We start from the raw sequence: 19,398 nt of genomic DNA, 5'->3' as shown, positions 1-19,398 counted from the left end.
CTCCCTCCCGGGAAAGGGGACAGCTCAGCCCTCAGGAGATGAAAGGCACGCCGAGCTCGCTGTTTGTCCCTTCTCCCCGCAGGCGGGGAGAAGGTCTCGGCAGCGGGATGAGGGGCAAGCCCCTCCCCCGCACCACCCTTACTTCGCAGCCTCGACCGCCGCGGCGAGTTCCTTCACCGCCTCTTCGGAGCTGAGCTCGCCGTTGAACTGGCGGGTCACCACGTCGTAGATGGCGTTCTTGACGGCGGCCGGGTTGGCGTGGCCATGCGCCATGGAGCCCATGAGCGTGCCGTTGGCATTGGCTTCGGCAAGGTCCTTGATGCCCTTCTTGCCGCAGGCGTCGAAGTCGGTATCCGGAACGTCGGTGCGGGCCGGAACCGATCCCTTGACGACGTTGAAGGCCGACTGGAAGGTCGGGCTTTCGATCGCCGAGGCCATCTGCAGCTGCGCCGGGACCTTGTCGTCCGAGACCTTGAACATCGCGAACTGGTCGGAGTTGAAGGTGACCGAGCCTTGCGTTCCCGGGAAGCGCATGCAGACGAAATCGGTGCCCGGCACCTTCTTCGCCTTCAGGAATTCGCCCTTCGCCCAGTCGCCCATGAACTGCAGGCCGGCCTTGTTCTCGATGACCATCGCCGAGGCGAGGTTCCAGTCGCGGCCGGAGAAGTTGTCGTCGACATAGGATCTGAGCTTCGTCATCCGATCGAAGGCTTCCTTCATCTTGTCGCCGCCGAGCGTCGCCGGATCGAGGTCGATGAAGGCCTTCTTGTAGACGTCGTTGCCGAGCGAAAGCACGACCGCGTCGAAGATCGTCGCATCCTGCCAGGGCTGGCCGCCGTGAGCGACCGGAGTGATGCCCTGCTCCTTGAACTTGTCGAGCAGCGCGATCAGCTCATCCCAGTTGGCCGGCTCCTTGCCGCCGGCCTTGTCGAGCGCCGCCTTGTTGATCCAGACCCAGTTGGTCGAGTGGACGTTCACGGGAGCGGCGATCCAGTGGCCGTCATATTTGGAGAACTGCTGCAGGGCGGCGGGAACCACCTTGTCCCAGCCCTCCTTGGCGGCGATCTCGTCGAGGTTGCCGAGCGCCCCTTCCTTGGCCCAATCGAGAATGTCGAAGCCGAGCATCTGCACCGCCGTAGGCGCATTGCCCGAGGTGACGCGGGCGCGCAACACGGTCATTGCCTCGGTGCCGCCGCCGCCGGCCACCGGCATATCGGTCCAGGTGATGCCCTTACTTTCTAGGTCCTTCTTCAGAACGTCGAGCGCCGCCGCTTCGCCACCGGACGTCCACCAGTGCAGCACCTCCACGTTCTCTGCTGCGCGCGCGGCGGTTGCCGCCAACATCAGTGCTGCAACAGCCGTCGTCGTCATCAACTTGCGCATCGTTTCCTCCCGTTTGCAAGTTACCGAAGCGGAAATCTCCTCCGCCTTGCTTGATTTGCCGCCCACTCTCAGGGGCAGCTTGGGCTTGCGGCATGCACCGCCCGCTCAATTTAAAACGTTACAAATCGCCACGAGTCAAGCGGACCCGCTGTTCGACCACTCTTCCGCCGAAACAGTCTGAGTTACCTGCGTTCTGCGGCACAACGCAGATGCTGCGGCGCAGCAGAAAATCCGCGCTAGGACGGTTTAAATCGTTTGCATCATACGATTGCCTGATGGTTGGCGTCACGTTACAAATGCCGCTCTTGACCGCTTGCAGGGAAGCATTCGTTTGGCCGATCCTACGAAACCCGTTCGCCCGGAAGGAACCGCGCAAAGGCGCGGCAAGCCCACCCTGCGCACCATCGCCGACATCACCGGTCTCGCCGTCACCACGGTCTCGCGGGCGCTTGCCGATGCGCCGCAGATCTCGCTCGAGACGCGCCAGCGGGTGCGTCAGGTGGCGCTCGACATCGGCTACTCCCCGGACCGCGCCGCCCAGCGCCTGAAGACCGGGCGCACCAACGTGATCGCGGTGCTGCTCGCGCCGCACGAAGAGATCCTCGGCTACGGCACTTCGGTCATGGCCGGCATCGCCCGCGCGCTGCAGGGCACCGCCTACCACCTGATCGTCATGCCGAACTTCCTCGATGCGGCGAATATCGATGCGGTGAACTACGTTATCCGCAACGGCATGGCCGACGGGTTGATCTTCTCGCGCACCGAACCTCTCGATCCGCGCGTCAAGCTGCTTTCGGAGGCCGGCTTTCCCTTCGTCACCCACGGCCGCACCGAGCTTGCCACCGCGCATCCCTTCGTCGACTACGACAATTTCACCTTCACCTATGAGGCGACGCGGCGGCTGATCGCCAAGGGCCGCCGCAAGCCGGCGCTGATCAGCGGCCCGGCCGATTTCACCTTCAGCGGCCACATCCTGCATGGCTTCATGACGGCTGTGCGCGAGACGGGCTGCGCCTACGAAATCCTCTCCGACATCGACCTCGACAGTCCGGCGGGCGCGATCCGCGACCGGATCCGCCGGCGCCAGACCGAGAAGGATCCGCCGGACGGCTTCACCTGCGGCGGCGAGGTCTGCGCCTTGGCGACGATCACCGGCATGAGCGATTGCGGCCTGAGGCTGGGGCTCGAATACGACATCGTCGCCAAGCAGACCTCGCCGCTGCTCGGGGCCATCCAGCCGCAGGTCGACACCATCTATGAGGACCTGACCGAGACCGGCGCGCATATGGGACGCATCCTGCTGCACCGCATCGGCGGCAGTACCGATATCGGCGAGCTGCAATTGCTGCTCGACCCGGAGCTTCGCTTCAAGATGCCCGCCGAAGTCCCGGGAGACGGCGCGGTCTGACTGGCGGGCGGTCGACGAGCCAAGGCACGGCATCCGCCTCCCCTGCCTCATCGTTGCTGCGAACCTAGCGAGTAATCGCATCTTCGACCTGCCTCCCGATTCCGATCTCAGCGCGGCATCCACCAGCTGGTGCGCCGGCCGATATGCATGTTGAGCGTCTTGGTTTCCGTGTAGTCTTCCACCGCATGCCGCCCGAGTTCACGCCCGAGACCCGACTGGCGGTAGCCGCCAAAGGGCAGTTCGGAGGCGCCGTCCATGAAGGTATTCATCCAGATCGTGCCGGCACGTACACGCCGCCCGATCGTCAGGCACGTGTCGAAGTCGCGGCTCCAGACGCCGGCCGAGAGCCCATAGTCGATCGAATTGGCGATGCGGATCGCCTCCTCGGTCGTCTCGAAGGTGAGGACCGAGAGGACCGGCCCGAAAACCTCCTCGCGCGCCACCGCCATTTCCGGACGGACGGACGAAAGAATGGTCGGCGCCATGAACTGGCCCATGCCGAGATCGAGCGCTGCACCGCCGTGGCTGACGGCCGCCCCCTCGCCCGCGGCGGCAGTTACATAGCCGGCGATCTTTTCCAGATGCTGCGGCGTGATGATCGCGCCGACCTGCGTCTCCGGATCGAGCGGGTCGCCGACCTTGACCTTGGCCGACAGGCTGGCGATCCGGGCCGTGACCTCCTCGGCGATGTCGCGATGCAGGATCAGCCGCGAGCCGGCATTGCAGCATTCGCCGGCATTGAAATAGGCGCCGAACACCGCCGCATCGACGAACTCGTCGAGATTGGCGTCGGGGAAGACGATCTGCGGGTTCTTGCCGCCGAGTTCGAGTGACACCTTCTTTAGGGTCTGCGCCGCATTCGCCATGGTCAGCCGCCCCACCCCGGTCGAGCCGGTGAAGGAGACCATGTCCACATCCGGATGGGTGGTGAGCGGCGCACCTGCCTCCGGCCCGGTGCCGACGATGATGTTGACAACGCCTGCCGGAACTCCTGCGGCCTCGAGAATTTCGCCGAGGACGAGGGTCGAGGCGGAGGTGAGTTCCGAAGGCTTGACCACTGACGTGCAGCCGGCGGCCAGCGCGAAGGGCAACTTCTGGCTGACGATCAGAAAGGGGAAGTTCCAGGGCGTGATGATCGAGACGACACCGATCGCCTCGCGCAGCACGACGCCGAGGGTGCCGTCGCCGAGTGTGTTGTAGCTTTCGCCGGAAAGCTCGCGGGCGAGCGCTGCGGCATAGCGCCAGATATCGGCCGCACCCGCGAGTTCACCCTTGGCCTGGCTGATCGGCTTGCCGGATTCGATCGCGTCGAGAAAGGCAAGCTCCTCGGCGCGCGCGGCAATCATGTCGGCAGCGCGGAGCAGGATCAGCGAGCGTTCGGATGCCGTCATGCGCGGCCAGGGACCGTCGTCAAAGGCGCGTCGCGCCGCGGCGATGGCGCGCTCGGCATCCACCTTGGTCGCCGCGGCATAGCGGCTGACGACGACGCCATGACCGGGCGCCACGCGCTCGATTGTCCGGTCTTCGGTGCCGGCCATCCATTGGCCGTCGATCAGCATGCGGAATTCGCGGACCGTGTAGTCGCCAAGCGGCTTCGGCCTCAGCAGAACCATCATCACCATTCTCCCTTGAAGCGCGCTTCGCGCTTTTCGCTGAAGGCCGCGACGCCTTCCCTGAGATCGCCGGTCTTGGCGACGAGGATCGAACCCAGCGTCTCGACGGCGGCACCCTTGTCCTCGCCATTCGCCGAAGCGATCATCAGCTTCGATATTTCGAGCGCCGCCGGGCCGCGGCGAGCGATCCGCCCGGCATAATCCCGCGCCGCGGCCATGACCGTACCGGTCTCGACCACGGCATCGACGAGCCCTTCGGCCCTCGCCGCCTCCGCCGAGAACATCTCGCCGCCGAGCACCATGCGCCGCACGATCTGCGCGCCGAAACGGGCAACGAGGCGCTGAGTGCCGGACCAGCCGGGCACCATGCCGAGGCTCGTTTCCGGCAGGCCGATCTTCACCTGGCTTTCGGCGATGCGGATATCCGCCGCCGCGGCCAGTTCGAGGCCGCCGCCGAGCGCATGGCCGTTTAAGGCGGCGATCACCGGCATGCGCAGCGTCGCGAGGCGCTCGAAAACCCGGTGGCCGAAGCGCACCCAGTCATGGCCGAAGGCGACGGCATCCATGCCGCCCCAGGCCTTGATGTCGCCCCCGGCGGAGAACGCCTTGCCCTCGCCCGTAAGGATCGCGGCGCGCACGTCGCGATTTGCCTCGACCGCATCGCAGGCGGAAGCGAGCGCCTTCAGCATGTCGATGTCGAAGGCATTGAGTTTTTCCGGCCGCGCGACGGTCATCGTCGCGACGGCACCGTCGATCTCGATACGGATGCGCTCGTCAGCCATCAGCACCTCCCCTGATCTCGCGCCGGCGCTTCGCCGGCAGCTTGAGCCCCAGCGGCGCCTGGTGGAAGAGCGCCGCGTCCATCACCTTCAGCCTGTCGGAAACCACCAGCGGGAATTCCGACTGGTCGAGGATATGCGCCTCAATGTCGACGCCCGGCGCAATCTCGGTGAGCAAGAGGCCCTCGGCCGTCAGCTTCATGACGCAGCGCTCGGTGACGTAGGTGATGTCCTGCCCCTGCTCGATGGCCCGGCGTCCCGAGAAGGTGACGTGCTCGACCTGATTAACGAGCTTCTTGAGCTTGCCTTCCTTCTCGATGACGAGTCGCCCGTCCGTGACGCCAAGTTTCGCGCCGGCGTTGAACATGCCGGAGAAGACGATCTTCTTCGCCCGCGCGGTGATGTCGACGAAGCCACCGGCGCCGGCGGTCACATGCGGGCGGAAGCTGAGCTTCGAGACATTGACCGAGCCGCTACGGTCGATCTCCAAGAAGGAGAGCAGCGACGCGTCGAAGCCGGCGCCCTGGAAATAGGTGAACTGGTAGGGCGACGGCATGAAGGCATCGGCATTGGAGGCGCAGCCGAAGGCGAAGTCGAGCAGCGGCACACCGCCGACCGCGCCCTGTTCGATCACCCAGGTGACGGCACCATGCAGCCCCTCTTCCAAGAGGATGCGCGGCACGTTGGCCGAGATGCCGAAGCCGAGATTGACGGCGCTTCCCGCCTCGAGCTCCTGCGCGACGCGGCGGGCGATCACCTTCTGGATATTGAATTCCGGGACGCGGAAACTGTCGAGCGGCCGGAAGATCTCGCCGGAAATCGCCGGATCGTAGAGCGTCTGTGTCGTCTGCTTCTGATCCGGATCGACGACGACGTAATCGACGAGCACGCCCGGCACCCGCACGTCGTGCGGTTTGAACGAACCTTCCTTGGCGATGCGCTTCACCTGGGCGATGACGATGCCGCCATTGTTGCGGGCGGCGAGCGCCTGGTCGAGCCCGCCGAGATAGGCGCCCTCGTGCTCATAGGTGAGATTGCCGCGCTCGTCCGCGGTGGTCGCGCGGATGATCGCCACCTCTGGCGCGATCGCCTTGAAATAGAGCCAGTCCTCGCCCTCGAAGGTAATCTTCTTCACCACCGGTTCGGCGGCGGCGGCAGCATTCATGGCGCAGCCTTCGCGCGACGGATCGACGAAGGTGTCGAGACCCACCTTGGTCATCACGCCCGGGCGTTTTGCCGCCGCCTCGCGGTGCATGTCGAAGAGGATGCCGGATGGAATGTTGTAGGCCGCGACTTCATTCGCGCCGATCATCTGCCAGATCAGCGGTGGCTCGGCACTCGAGGGGCCGGAAGGATAGGAGCCGCCGATGATCGTCTTCAGCAGACCCTTCCGGGCGATGTAATCGACCCCCTTGATGCCGCTCATGTCGCCGGCGGCAATCGGATGCAGCGTCGTCAGGTCGCGCGGGTGGCCGGTCGCCTCGAAGCGCTCGCCGATCGCCTTCAGCATCAGGTCCGGGCAGCCGAGACCGCTCGAAGAGGAGACCGAAACGACGGCGCCGTCCGGGATCATTGCAGCCGCTTCTGCCGGCGAAATATGCTTGCTCATCGAGATCAGAGTCCCGTTTCGATGTGGGCGGCGACGCCGGTGGCCGCGGCCTTGACGACGGCGAGGCCGGTGGCGAGCGACCAGACTCCGTCCTCGCCCGTCGCCGACGGCCGGCCGTTTCCTTCGATTGCGGCATGGAAGGCGTTGAGGGCCGTTTCGTAGAGATTGCGGTGGTCGAGCGGCAGCTCGACCTCGCCCTCTTCATTCCTCAGCGTCACGGTGCCGACCGGGCGCTGGGTCATGACGTTGCGGCCGATCAGCGAACCGTCGGTGCCGTGCACTTCGAGCCCGGTCTCGGCATATTTCGTCGTGAAGGCATCGTGGAACTGGGCGATCACGCCGGAGCGGAAGCGCAGGACCCCCATGACGCCATCCTCGAGCCCCTCCTTGCCCATGCCGGCGCTGTGGCTGATGGCCACCGCCTCGATTGGATCGTCGTCGAGAATGAAGCGCAGCGTATCGGCATCGTGCACGGTGATGTCGAGGATCACGCCGCCGCCGGCTTCCGGCTTGTCGAGCCGCCAGCCCTGGAGGTGCGGCGGCAGATAGACGGCGTGGAACACCCGTGCCGCAATCGGCCTGCCGATCCGGCCGGCGGCGATCGCCTCGCGCATCGCCCGGTGCGTGGCGGCGTTGCGCAGGTGATGGTTGGTGCCGAGCACCACGCCGGCCTCGCATGCCTTCAGCACCATCTCGCAGCCGTCGTTGAGGTTCATCGCCAGCGGCTTCTCGCACAAAACATGCTTGCCGGCGTGAATCGCCGCGAGCGCCTGGTCGTGATGAAGCTCGTTGGTCGTCGAGATATAGACGGCATCGACCTCCGGATCGCCGACCAGGTCGTCGATACCGGTGACCGCCTTCGCGATGCCGTTTTCCGCGGCATAGGCCCGGCCACGCTCCTCGCTCGAACTCAGCACCGAAACGACCTCGCCGCCGGCGGCACGGATCGCCCTGATCACCCATTCGCGCGCGATGGTGCTCGCGCCGATCAATCCCCATCGGATCATGACGATATCTCCTTCACTCTGCGTTCGACGAGGCCGCCGCAGCTCTGGCGAACGACGAGCCGCACCGGGTTGATGATCGCTTCAGGCTCGGCACGCCCGGCATTGATCTGCTTCAGCAGCAGTTCCGCCGCGCGCTCGCCCATGCCCTGCGGCTGGACGGAGACGGTGGTCAGCGCCGGCACCGCGGTCTTGGCCTCGATCACGTCGTCGAAGCCGATCACCGCGAAATCCGCTCCCGGCTCCAGCCGCCGCGCCCGCAATCCATCGCAAACGCCGAAGGCGACGGCATCGTTGAAGCAGAGTGCGGCGCTCGGCCGTTCCTTCAGCATCATCGCCTGCTCGATCGCCGTGACGCCGCCGGCCCGCGACGGTGCCGAGCCGATGATCAGTTCGTCGAGTACCGGGACGCCCGCCTCGCGAAGCGCATCGCGATAGCCGCGCATGCGCGCCTCGAAGACGGCCGTATCGGGGAAGCCCCCAAGAAATGTGATCCGCCGGTGGCCGCGCTCGATGAGATGGCGAACCGCTGCCATGGCTCCGGCCTGGTTGTCGGAGGTGAGCGACGAGACGCCGGCGCCGGCGATGTCGCGCACGACGAGGACGACGGGAATGCCGCTCGCGACGAGCGGGGCGAGGTCGGCCGCTTCCGTGCCGCGTGCCGGCGAGATGATCAGCCCGGAGACCCCATGCTCGCGCATCGAGGCGATGACCTCGCGCTGGCGCTCGATCTTCTCGCTCGTATTGGCAAGGAACTGGACGAAGCCCGCCGACTGCACCACCGCATCGACGCCGACGGCAAGCTCCGCGAAGAAGCTGTTCGTCAGGTCGTTGACGACGATGCCGATGATCTTCGACTTCGCCTGGCGCAGATTGGCGGCGCTGCGATTGTAGACATAGCCGAGATCGCGGATCGCCGCATTTACCTTGGCCCGCGTCGCCTCGTTGACGAGCGGGCTTCCCTGCAGGACGAGTGACACGGTCGACTTCGACACGCCGGCGGCGCGCGCTATGTCGACAACGGTCACCCGCTCCTTCGCCATCACCGTTCTCCCATCGGATTTCATCTGTTGCATCCTTAATAATTGGAACGTTCCAATTCCGTCAAGAGGCTTCCGTTCACTTTTCTTCCGGCGTCGTGGAGATCATGGAACACCTATCATCTATAGGAACCGACTTGAAACGCGTTGCATGTCAATGCTTTTGAGTGTTCGCTGCGCAGACAAGATGCCGCGCCGCCCCATCGGCGCTACGGCGTGAGGACAAAATTTCCGCCTTGCAATTTGGAACGATCTAAATTACTCGTTGCCGCAAATCTGAAGAGGATCAATGCCGATGACCAGCCTTTTGCTGCCGCGCCAGGACGGCTCGCTCGAAGAATACCGGCTCCAGGGAACCCCGATCGGCCGGCCGACTGCGGTGCCGACGTTCAACCGCATCGCCTATGCGGCCGCCCATGTCGTTTCCGATCCGCTGCGCGATGCCGATCCGTGGGGCAAGCCGGCGATCGATTGGGACGCGACGATGGCCTTCCGCCATCATCTATGGGGGCTTGGCTTCAAGATCGCCGAGGCGATGGACACGGCGCAGCGCGGCATGGGGCTTGCCTGGCCGGCCGCGCAGCAACTGATCCGCCGTTCGCTTGCCGAAGCGCGCAGCATTGCCGGCGCCGATCTCGCCTGCGGCGCCGGCACCGATCATCTCGCTCCCGCGGACGCACGGTCGATCGAGCATGTCATTGCCGCCTACGAGGAGCAGGTCGGCTTCGTCGAAGGCGAGGGCGGCCGGGCGATCATGATGGCAAGCCGGGCGCTCGCTCGCGTGGCCCGCTCCGGGGACGACTACCGGCGCGTCTACGGCCATATCCTCGCCCAGGCGAAGGACAAGGTCGTGCTGCACTGGCTCGGCGACATGTTCGACCCGCAACTCAAAGGTTATTGGGGCTCCGAGAATTTCGAGAAGGCGCTCGAAACGGTGCTGTCGATCATCAGGGAGAACAGCGCCAAGGTCGAAGGCATCAAGATCTCGCTGCTCGACAACGCCAAGGAAGTAGCGCTGCGCAACGGCCTGCCGGAGGGCGTGCTCTGCTTCACCGGCGACGACTTCAACTATGCGGAACTGATCGAGGGCGACGGCGAAAAATACAGCCATGCGCTGCTCGGCATCTTCGACGCCGTCGCGCCCTCGGCCTCGAAGGCGCTGGCGGCGCTTGCGGGCGGCGATCTCGCCACCTTCCGCGGCGTAATCGAGCCGACAGTGCCGCTGTCCCGCAAGATCTTCGAGGCGCCCACCCAATATTACAAGGCCGGCGTCGTCTTCCTCGCCTGGCTGAACGGCCACCAGCGCCATTTCACCCTGCCGGCCGGGCTGCAGTCGGCCCGCGGGCTCTCGCACTATGCGGAGATCTTCCGCCTCGCCGACCGGGCCAATGTGCTCGACAGGCCGGAGCTGGCGGCGGCACGGATGCGCAGCCTGATGGCGGTTCTGGGGGTAGAGCAGGCGGCTTGACGTCGGCTGGCCCCTCCCTTGGAGGGGCCGTGTGCAAGCGCACCGGGGTTGTTACTTCACCCTTTTCAAGGCATCGCCGAGGATCGAGACGATCTCGCCGAATTGCTGCTTCTCGACAATCAGCGGCGGCGAGAAGGCGATGATGTCGCCGGTGACGCGGATCAACAGACCCTTTTCGAAGCAATCGACGAAGACGTCATAGGCGCGGGCGCCGGGCGCGCCGTCGCGGGATTTGAGTTCGATGCCGGCGATCAGGCCGATGGTGCGGATGTCGATGACATGCGGCAGGTCCTTCAGCGAATGCATCGCCTCGTGCCAGTCCTCCTGCAGTCCGGCGGCGCGGGTCATCAGGCCCTCGTCGCGATAGATGTCGAGGGTGGCGATGCCGGCGGCGCAGGCGGCCGGATGGCCGGAATAGGTGTAGCCGTGGAAGAGCTCGATCTGGCTTTCCGGCCCCTGCATCAGCGCGTCGTGCACGTTGCGGCTGGCAAAGACCGCGCCCATCGGGATTGCGCCGTTGGTCAGCCCCTTGGCGGTGGTGACGAGGTCCGGCGTGACGCCGAAATAGTCGGTCGCGAAGGCGGCGCCGAGGCGGCCGAAGCCCGTGATCACCTCGTCGAAGATCAACAGGATGCCGTGCTTGTCGCAGATGGCGCGGAGCCGCTCGAGATAGCCCTTCGGCGGGATCAGCACGCCGGTCGAGCCGGCGACGGGCTCGACGATGCAGGCGGCGATCGTTTCGGCGCCGTGCAGGGCCACCAGCCTTTCGAGATCGTCGGCGAGCTCCGCCCCATATTCCGGCTGGCCCTTGACGAAGGCGTTCTTCGCAAGATCATGGGTGTGGCGGAGATGATCGGAACCGGGAAGCTGCGGGAAGACGCGGCGATTGTTGAGGATGCCGCCGACCGAGATGCCGCCGAAGCCGACGCCGTGATAGCCGCGCTCGCGGCCGATCAGACGCGTGCGGGTGCCCTGGCCGATCGAGCGCTGATAGGCGAGCGCGATCTTCAGCGCCGTGTCGACCGATTCCGAGCCCGAGCCGGTGAAGAACACCCGGTCGAGCTTGGCGCCGGCCGGGCCCGGCGCAATTTCGGCCAGCCGCTGGGCGAAGTCGAAGGCGATCGGATGGCCCATCTGGAAGGACGGGGCGAAGTCCATGGTCGAAAGCTGCCGCTCGACGGCGGCGGCGATCTGCCGGCGGCCGTGGCCGGCATTGACGCACCAGAGGCCGGCGGTGCCGTCGAGAATCCTGCGCCCGTCGACGCTGGTGTAATGCATGCCCTCGGCCGAGGCGAGCAGGCGCGGCGCCGCCTTGAACTGGCGATTGGCGGTAAAGGGCATCCAGTAGCTGTCGAGAACCGGTGTGTTGGGCTTATTGTGGGCGTCCATGGCATCCTCCTATCAGGTGCGGGATTGACGCCACGATTTCGATTGCCAAACAAGTCTTTTTCTTCAGTCAACTAAGCTATTGAATTTCATGGGTAGCTTTTGATAGAGTTTCGATATTCCGAACAACGTCAACACCGAAATCTGCCATGAACGTCGATATCGGCAGCCGCCTGCGGCATGTGCGGCTGATGCACAATCTCTCCCAGCGGGAACTGGCCAAGCGGGCGGGCGTCACCAACTCGACCATTTCGCTGATCGAAGCGAACGCCTCGAACCCGTCGGTCGGTGCGCTGAAGCGGATTCTCGACGGCATTCCGATCGGGCTTGCCGAATTCTTCTCCTTCGAGCCGGAAAAGCCGCGCAAGGCCTTCTACGCGGCCGAGGAGCTGGTGGAGATCGGCAAGGGGCCGATCTCCTATCGCCAGATCGGCGACAACCTCTTCGGCCGCAGCCTGCAGATCCTGAAGGAGTGCTATCAGCCCGGGGCAGACACCGGCAAGGTGCCGCTGGTGCATGAGGGCGAGGAGGGCGGGATCGTGCTTTCCGGCCGCCTTGAGGTGACCGTCGACGATGAGCGCCGCATCCTTGGGCCGGGCGACGCCTATTATTTCGAAAGCCGGCGCCCGCACCGCTTCCGCTGCGTAGGGCCGGTGCCCTGCGAGGTGATCAGCGCCTGCACGCCGCCGACGTTTTGAGGGCAAAGAGGCCGCGGCGACGACAGCGCGAGAATGCCCCTCCCCAACCCCTCCCCACAGGTGGGAGGGGCTTTGGTGCGCGTGGCGCCCGGGCTGCCATTTTCCCAAGCTCGACCCTGCTGCAACGATGCAAGAGAGGCGAAGTGAGTGCGGCGGTCTTACGACCCGTACTCACCAGACTTAAGAAAGCCGCGCACAGGCCGCGGCAATGCGGGTGAGCGCCTCCTTCAGCTCCGCTTCCGAGGTCGCGTAGGAGATGCGGAAGAAGGGCGAGAGGCCGAAGGCCGAGCCGGGGACCACGGCGACGTGGGCGTCGTCGAGCAGATAGGCGCAGAAATCCGCATCGGTCTCGATCCGCTTACCGGAGGGCGTCACCCGGCCGAGCATGCCGGCGCAGCCGGCGAAGGTGTAGAAGGCGCCTTCCGGCACGCGGCAATCGAGGCCGTCGATGGCGTTTAGACCGCTGACGACGAGATCGCGGCGGCGCTGAAAGCTCGCGGTGCGTTCCTTCAGGAAATCCTGTGGTCCGGTCAGCGCCGCAACGGAGGCTGCCTGGCTCACGGAGGACGGGCAGGAGGTCGCCTGGCTCTGGACGACGGCCATCGCCTTGATGAGGGCGCGCGGGCCGCCGGCATAGCCGATCCGCCAGCCGGTCATGGCATAGGCCTTTGACACCCCGTTGACGGTCAGGGTGCGGTCTTTCAGCCGAGGTTCGAGTTGGGCGGGGGTGACGAAGCGGAAGCCGTCATAGACGATGTGCTCGTACATGTCGTCGACGAGCAGCCAGACATGCGGATGCTGCAGCAGAACGTCGAGCAGCGGCCGGTAGTCGGCTGCGCTGTAGGCGGCACCGGACGGGTTCGAAGGCGAGTTGAGCAGTACCCAGCGGGTCTTCGGCGTGATCGCCGCTTCGAGCTTTTCCGCTGTCAGGCGGAAACCGGACGATTGATCGCAGGCGATCAATACCGGCTTACCCTCGCAGATCTGCACGATGTCCGAATAGGAGGTCCAGTAGGGCGTCGGGATGATCACCTCGTCGCCGGGGTTGATCGACGCCATCATGGCGTTGAAGAGGATCTGCTTGGCGCCGGTGGCGACGGTGATCTCGTCCAACTCGTAGGCGATGCCGTTCTCGCGCTGGAGCTTTTCGCTGATCGCCTTCTTCAATTGCGCCGAGCCGTCGAGCGCCGTGTACTTCGTCTCGCCACGCCGGATCGCTTCCCAGGCGGCCTGCTTGACGTGGTCGGGCGTGTCGAAATCCGGCTCGCCGGCGCCGAGGATGATCACCGGCTTGCCGTCGCGCTTCATGGCGCTGGCGCGCGCGCCGATCTTCAGGATTTCCGAGACGCCGATCGTGGCGATCCGTGAGGCGGGCTGAAAACCCGCCTCCTTGACCGTTGCATTGATGGTCATGACCGATCCTGTGCGATGATTATTCGATGTCGAACGACACTCCCTGCGCCAGCGGCAGAGCCTTCGAATAGTTCACCGTGTTGGTGGCGCGGCGCATATAGGCCTTCCAAGCGTCGGAGCCGGATTCGCGGCCGCCGCCGGTCTCCTTCTCTCCGCCAAAGGCGCCGCCGATCTCCGCACCGGACGTGCCGATATTGACGTTGGCTATGCCGCAGTCGGAGCCGTCGGCCGCGAGGAAGCGTTCGGATTCCTGCATATCGCGGGTGAAGATCGACGACGAGAGGCCTGCCGCGACCGCATTGTGATCGGCGATCGCCGCGTCGAAGTCGCTATACTTCATGACATAGAGGATCGGCGCGAACGTCTCTTCGAGCACGGGGCCTGCCTGCTTCGGCATTTCGACGAGCGCCGGTTTGACGTAGTAGCCGTTGTCGTAGCCGAGCTCGACGCGTTCGCCGCCGGTTACCGCGCCGCCCTCCGCCTTGGCCGCGGCAATCGCCTTCTGCATGTTGTCGAAGGCGGCCTTATCGACGAGCGGTCCGACCAGCGCGGCCGATTCCAGCGGGTTGCCGACGGAGACCGACTGATAGGCCTTCTTCAGCCGCGGCACGAGCTGGTCGTAGACGCTTTCATGGACGAACAGACGGCGGAGCGTCGTGCAGCGTTGGCCGGCGGTGCCCATGGCGCCGAAGGCGATGGCGCGCAGCGCCATATCGAGATCGGCGGAGGGGCAGACGATGCCGGCATTGTTACCGCCGAGCTCGAGGATCGAGCGGGCGAAGCGCTTAGCAAGCCGCGGACCGACCTCACGACCCATGCGGGTAGAGCCGGTTGCCGAGACGAGCGGAACCTTCGGATGGTCGACGAGCACTTCGCCGATCGTGCGGTCGCCGATCAGCACCTCGGAGAGGCCGTCAGGCGCATCGCCGAAGCGGGCGAGGGCGCGTTCGAGGATAGCCTGCGATGCAAGGGCGGTCAGCGGCGTCTTTTCAGACGGCTTCCAGACGACGGCATTGCCGCAGACGAGCGCCAGTGCCGCATTCCACGACCAGACGGCGACCGGGAAGTTGAAGGCCGAGATGATGCCGACGACGCCGAGCGGGTGCCAGGTTTCCATCATGCGGTGGCCCGGACGCTCGGTGGCGATCGTCAGGCCGTAGAGTTGACGGGAAAGGCCGACGGCGAAATCGCAGATGTCGATCATTTCCTGGACTTCGCCGAGACCTTCCGACGGGATCTTGCCGGCTTCGAGCGAGACGAGGCGGCCGAGGTCGGCCTTGAAGGTGCGCAACTCCTCGCCGAGCAGACGGACGAGCTCGCCGCGCTTCGGCGCCGGCACCAGCCGCCAGGCGCGGAAGGCCTCATCGGCTTTCTCGATCTTCCTGGCGGCTTCGGCGGCCGAAACGGTCCTGAGGCTGGCGATCTGCTCGCCGGTGACGGGGCTGTAGGAGGGCATGTCACCGCCCGTATAGAGCTCCTTGGCGACACCCATCTTGTCGACGAGGGCGGCTGCCTCCTTTGCGACATCGATCTTCTTCGCTGCAATGTTCATCTGTCTAACTCCCGTGTTTTCCTTGTTGGCGCGGGCTGCGCGGCGACCTAACCGAAGCGCACGCTGCCGAGCTTGCCCGGCGAGGTGATCGTCTTCAGGCCGGCGGCCATCTCTTTCAGTTTTTCCGGCGTGTAGAGATCGTAAACTGCCTGGTTGCGGCGACCGATTGCATGCTCTGCGCTAAAGCTGCCTCGATATTGCTCGACCGCGACCGTGAAGACCCATTCGCGCAGGCGCTGTTCGAAGGTCGCATCGGTCAATAGCGGGCTATCTTTCGCAGCGACCAGATTGAAGTGAACGCCGCCGTCGCCGATATGGCCGAAATCGCAAACCGTCACGCCGGGAAATTTCTCCGGCATTTCCGCCTTCATATGGTCGCAGAAGGCCATGATGTCACCCCGGCGGAACGACAGATCGAAGGCGATCAGCTTGCCGAGGTGCTTTACGCCCTCAGAAAGCGCATGGCGCAGTGCCCAGGTCTCGTGCGGCCGCCCGATGAAGGCGTCGGCGAGCGGCGCTTCCTCCAGCTCCCAGATTTCCGCCAGCGCAGATTCGAGAACCGCATCGAGCGGTTGCTCGCCCTCGCGCGGCGCCCATGTTCGGAAGATTTCGGCGAGGATGACGTAGTCGGGAATATTGCCGCCCTGGAACGGATTCCTGAGCGACGGCACATGGGCGAAAGCGGCGGCGATGGCGTTTTTCGACATGCCCTCGAAGGCGGAAAGATAGGCGCCGAGGCGCTCTTCCACGGCCTTCAAGAGCGGCAGCACTTGCGCCCCGCTTGCCGGCACGAGGAAGGCGGTCGCCACCTGCTTCGGAAGTCGCTCGAGGTTGAGCACGCACTCAGTGACAATGCCGAAGGCGCCGGAGGTGCCGATGAAGAGCTGCTTCCAGTCGACGCCGGTATTGTTCTTGCGCAGCTCCGAGTCGAGGTCGAGCACCGTGCCTGCCTCGTCGGCAAGAACCACCTTCAGGCCCAGCGTGTTGCGGCGGACGTCGCCATATTTCAGGAAACGCGAGCCGCCGGTGTTGGTGCCAATCATGCCGCCGAGACGCGGATCGGCGCCGAGGTCGATCGGGAAGAACAGGTCGTGCTCCTCGAGCTTCCTGTTGAGATCGGAAAGACGGAAGCCGGCATCGACGCGAACCGAGCGATTGTCGAGGTCGAGCTCGAAACGGCGGGTGAGCCGATCGAGGCTGAGCACCATTTCAGTGCCGGAACCATCGGGCGTCGAGCCGGAGACGAGGCCGGTATTGCCGGCTTGGGGGATGAGCGCGATGCCGTTGCGCACGCAATAGGAAACCGCGGCGGAAGCTTCGGCCGTCGTCGCTGGACGCAAGACGGCGGCGGCGCGACCGCGGTCGTAGCGCGCGCCTACCTCATAAGCTTCCATATCCTGCTGGCGCTCAACGACGCCCTTGTCGCCAAGGAGCTGCACGAGCGCGTCCATATGGTCCTGTTCAATCATCCTTGACCTGTCGTCATTCGGCGGCCACGGCGGCGGTCAAGGCCTTAAGGCAGGCCTCGATCGATGCCTTTTCAATGCCGGCATAGTGGGCGAACTCATCGAGAACGGCGGCGCCGAGATCCGTCTCGAAGCGCTTCTGGTTGGGGCTTGCGACGAATTCCTGCTGCGCGCCGTCGCCGAGGTTCGACTGGAAGATACCGGCGGCGCTGACCGGAAGGAAGTCCTCGTAGACGATCGGATCGAACTGAACGAGGCCTTCGGCGATCAGCCTGTCGAGATCGCGGCGGCCGGGAAGCTTCGTCTGCCGGCCTTTTTCGGTCAGAGAATAGCTGAAATAGCCGAGACCCGCTTCACGGATTTCCGCCCAGCTGTCCGGAAAGCCCCTGAATGCGTCGGCGAGCGCCGCTTCATAATCCCGGGCATTGGAGCCATCGGCGGCGGGGCGCACGATGCGGCGCGATTCATCGAGCAGCCGGTCGTAGAGGCCGCGGCCCTTGGGGGTCAGCGCTATGCCGCGCTGTTCGATCTCGCCGAAGCGGGCCGTGTGGGAACCAGCCTTCCAGCCGCCACCGGCGTCGAGGAAGGAAACGGCTTCCTCGAGCGCCTTGAAGGACGTCTGGCGGAGCAGGATGGGGCAATGGCGGGTCGGCGGCCCTTCGACGACGGCCTTCGGCGCGATCCCGTATTCCGGCATCAGCGCCTGCACACGGTCGATGTCGAGGGTGCGCGGCGTCAGGTGGTTGATATGCGGCCCCTTGAACGAGACGACGTCGGCGATCAGTCGGTGGGCGTCATGCAGGCGCTTGTACATGTCGGCGCTGACATTGGCCTTGTCGTGCCAGCGGAAGGTCTCCAGTACCTCGGCGACGAAGCGCTCGGCATCCTTCTTGTCGAGCCCGCCGTCGCGGTCGGCCTTTTCGGTGAGTTCGACCGCGGCAGGCGTGAAGATCCGGCGCTCCTTGAGGATCGCGTCGGCCTCGGAGCGCAGCGTCTCGTCGGCGATCAGATCCAGCCGCAGCAGCGAGGTGAAGACGCGGAACGGATTGCGCTTCAGCGACGCCTCGCCGACCGGGCGGAAGGCGGTGGAGTGCACCGGAACGCCGGCGGTGGAAAGGTCGTAGTAACCGACCGGATACATGCCCATCACGGCGAAGACCCGGCGCATCATCGAGAGCTCCGCCGGTGTGCCGAGGCGGATCGCCCCGTGCCGCTCCTCGGAGATACGGTCGAGCGTATCGGTCGCCTCGAGACGCTCCTTGAGCGCCGCATCCGCCGAAAGCGTGTCGGCATTGACCTTCGCCACCAGTTCCATCAGCGTCCCGTAGGCGGGAACCTCGTTGCGATACATCGCCGACATCGCGGCGGAAAAGGCCGAGCGGATATCGTCGGCGGACACGAAACTATTTTCTTTCACTGGGGCTCGCCTCGCGCTAAGGGTGACGACAAGATCATTCTTAATTCTGATCATATCGGAAGGTGACGGGCTTTGATCGCGTTGCTTCCGACTATGTTGATGCGAGGCTGGAATGAAGTTAAGCCGACGACTGGTTCCCGACGTGACGACGCTGCAGGCCTTCGAATGCGCAGCGCGCCACGGCAGCTTCACCCAGGCCGCGGCCGAGCTCAATCTCACCCAAAGCGCCGTCAGCCGGCAGATCAAGGATCTTGAAACGCAGCTGGGCGTGCTGCTCTTCGAGCGGGTCCGCCAGCGGGTCATCCTCTCGGATGCGGGCCAGAAATTCCTGCCGGAAGTTCGCCGCCTGTTACACCAGACCGAGGAGTTGATGGTGCGCGCCATGGCCTCGGCACGGGCCGATTCGAGCCTTTCGGTCGCCTCGTTGCCGACCTTCGGCAGCCGCTGGCTGGTGCCGCGCCTGCCCGATTTCCTGAGGCGCTATCCCGGTACGGTGTTGAACATCGCCTCGCGCTCCGCACCGTTCGATTTCGACGAGCAGAATTTCGATCTGGCGATTCACTACGGCCAGCCGGTCTGGGCGCGAGCCACCTGCAGCTATCTCTGCAGCGAGGTCATCGTGCCGGTGGCAAGTCCGACGCTTCTCGCCGCGAATTCGGTCGAGGCGCTGGAAGACATCGGCGGCGGCCCGCTGCTTCATCTCGCGACACGGCCGAAGCTCTGGGCGCAATGGTTCGATGCGAACGGCATCGACAGTCACGGTGCCTATCGGGGCAACCGCTTCGACCAATTCGCGATGGTCATCGAAGCGGCTACCGCAGGTCTCGGTTTTGCCCTTTTGCCCCGTTATCTGATCGAGCAGGAACTCGCCGCAGGCACGCTGCGGATTGTACTCGATCGACCGATGCAGACGGAAAACAGCTATTATCTCGTCGTGCCGGAAGGCAAACTGGAAAACCCGATCAGCCGCGCCTTCCGGGAATGGATCAGCGAGCAGGTCGGCTGACGCAGCCGGGGAGGGTGGAAAGCAGCCTTTCCGTGGGTCCCCCTTGGGATTGCGACGCTGCCATATACCAGGAAGGGGCCGGACTTGAGGGAAGCATTCATCGAGCCAGCGGGAGCGCGCCGCCGCGCCGCATCGTTGCCGCGGCCGTCCCGCGCA

Annotated in this window: 15 protein-coding genes; 4 read left to right on the top strand and 11 right to left on the bottom strand. The window is 65.1% G+C overall.

Annotated features, from left to right (window positions below; all coding sequences use genetic code 11):
* Positions 1 to 138: 138 nt before the first annotated feature.
* Complete coding sequence (locus NXT3_RS19145; RefSeq protein WP_037418310.1) at positions 139 to 1,383, bottom strand: ABC transporter substrate-binding protein; 1,245 nt, start codon at positions 1,381 to 1,383, stop codon at positions 139 to 141.
* A gap of 331 nt (positions 1,384 to 1,714) precedes the next feature.
* Between NXT3_RS19145 and NXT3_RS19140 the strand changes: the two genes are divergently transcribed.
* Positions 1,715 to 2,791, top strand: coding sequence for a LacI family transcriptional regulator (locus tag NXT3_RS19140; protein ID WP_104839875.1), 1,077 nt, complete (start codon positions 1,715 to 1,717; stop codon positions 2,789 to 2,791).
* A 107-nt stretch (positions 2,792 to 2,898) separates the two neighbouring features.
* On the opposite strand, the gene NXT3_RS19135 is transcribed toward NXT3_RS19140, so the two are convergent.
* Genes NXT3_RS19135 through NXT3_RS19115 form a run of 5 tightly spaced genes read right to left on the bottom strand, consistent with a single transcriptional unit; the run spans position 2,899 to position 8,839 of the window.
* Complete coding sequence (locus NXT3_RS19135; RefSeq protein WP_037418304.1) at positions 2,899 to 4,407, bottom strand: aldehyde dehydrogenase family protein; 1,509 nt, start codon at positions 4,405 to 4,407, stop codon at positions 2,899 to 2,901.
* Positions 4,407 to 5,186, bottom strand: a complete 780-nt coding sequence (locus NXT3_RS19130; RefSeq protein ID WP_037418301.1) for an enoyl-CoA hydratase/isomerase family protein — start codon at positions 5,184 to 5,186, stop codon at positions 4,407 to 4,409. Before NXT3_RS19130 ends, NXT3_RS19135 begins: the two co-directional genes overlap by 1 nt.
* The gene (locus NXT3_RS19125) at positions 5,179 to 6,792 is read right to left on the bottom strand and encodes an acyl CoA:acetate/3-ketoacid CoA transferase (RefSeq protein WP_199773311.1); all 1,614 of its coding nucleotides are present in this window, start codon (positions 6,790 to 6,792) and stop codon (positions 5,179 to 5,181) included. The genes NXT3_RS19130 and NXT3_RS19125 overlap by 8 nt, the downstream gene beginning before the upstream one ends.
* Positions 6,793 to 6,797: 5 nt before the next feature.
* Entirely contained in the window at positions 6,798 to 7,799 is a 1,002-nt protein-coding gene (locus NXT3_RS19120) for a Gfo/Idh/MocA family protein (protein WP_037418295.1), read from the bottom strand.
* The gene (locus NXT3_RS19115) at positions 7,796 to 8,839 is read right to left on the bottom strand and encodes a LacI family DNA-binding transcriptional regulator (protein WP_037418292.1); all 1,044 of its coding nucleotides are present in this window, start codon (positions 8,837 to 8,839) and stop codon (positions 7,796 to 7,798) included. Before NXT3_RS19115 ends, NXT3_RS19120 begins: the two co-directional genes overlap by 4 nt.
* Before the next feature lie 292 nt (positions 8,840 to 9,131).
* Between NXT3_RS19115 and NXT3_RS19110 the strand changes: the two genes are divergently transcribed.
* Positions 9,132 to 10,304 (top strand): dihydrodipicolinate synthase family protein, encoded by a 1,173-nt coding sequence (locus NXT3_RS19110; RefSeq protein WP_104840041.1) that lies wholly within the window; start codon positions 9,132 to 9,134, stop codon positions 10,302 to 10,304.
* Positions 10,305 to 10,355: 51 nt separating this feature from the next.
* Here NXT3_RS19110 and NXT3_RS19105 read toward each other — a convergent pair whose 3' ends face one another.
* Positions 10,356 to 11,693: an omega-aminotransferase AptA gene (locus NXT3_RS19105; RefSeq protein WP_104839873.1), complete on the bottom strand. Its 1,338-nt coding sequence runs from the start codon at positions 11,691 to 11,693 to the stop codon at positions 10,356 to 10,358.
* A 146-nt stretch (positions 11,694 to 11,839) separates the two neighbouring features.
* On the opposite strand from NXT3_RS19105, the gene NXT3_RS19100 reads away from it, so the two are divergent.
* Positions 11,840 to 12,388, top strand: coding sequence for a type II toxin-antitoxin system RelB family anti-toxin (locus NXT3_RS19100; RefSeq protein ID WP_097526064.1), 549 nt, complete (start codon positions 11,840 to 11,842; stop codon positions 12,386 to 12,388).
* Positions 12,389 to 12,568: 180 nt separating this feature from the next.
* On the opposite strand, the gene NXT3_RS19095 is transcribed toward NXT3_RS19100, so the two are convergent.
* Genes NXT3_RS19095 through hglS form a run of 4 tightly spaced genes read right to left on the bottom strand, consistent with a single transcriptional unit; the run spans position 12,569 to position 18,236 of the window.
* Complete coding sequence (locus NXT3_RS19095) at positions 12,569 to 13,801, bottom strand: pyridoxal phosphate-dependent aminotransferase (RefSeq protein WP_104839872.1); 1,233 nt, start codon at positions 13,799 to 13,801, stop codon at positions 12,569 to 12,571.
* 19 nt (positions 13,802 to 13,820) lie between these two features.
* Positions 13,821 to 15,353 (bottom strand): L-piperidine-6-carboxylate dehydrogenase, encoded by a 1,533-nt coding sequence (locus NXT3_RS19090; RefSeq protein WP_104839871.1) that lies wholly within the window; start codon positions 15,351 to 15,353, stop codon positions 13,821 to 13,823.
* Between the two features lie 47 nt (positions 15,354 to 15,400).
* Positions 15,401 to 16,822, bottom strand: coding sequence for an FAD-binding oxidoreductase (locus tag NXT3_RS19085; protein ID WP_097539627.1), 1,422 nt, complete (start codon positions 16,820 to 16,822; stop codon positions 15,401 to 15,403).
* A gap of 13 nt (positions 16,823 to 16,835) precedes the next feature.
* Entirely contained in the window at positions 16,836 to 18,236 is a 1,401-nt protein-coding gene (gene hglS, locus NXT3_RS19080; protein WP_104839870.1) for a 2-oxoadipate dioxygenase/decarboxylase HglS, read from the bottom strand.
* Positions 18,237 to 18,348: 112 nt separating this feature from the next.
* Between hglS and NXT3_RS19075 the strand changes: the two genes are divergently transcribed.
* Entirely contained in the window at positions 18,349 to 19,242 is an 894-nt protein-coding gene (locus tag NXT3_RS19075; RefSeq protein WP_037418277.1) for a LysR family transcriptional regulator, read from the top strand.
* The last annotated feature ends 156 nt before the right edge of the window (positions 19,243 to 19,398 follow it).

This window comes from Sinorhizobium fredii (assembly GCF_002944405.1).
GTDB lineage: Bacteria > Pseudomonadota > Alphaproteobacteria > Rhizobiales > Rhizobiaceae > Sinorhizobium > Sinorhizobium fredii_C.
Note: the sequence above shows the minus strand (reverse complement) of the source record. Positions and strands in the feature narration are given on the sequence as shown.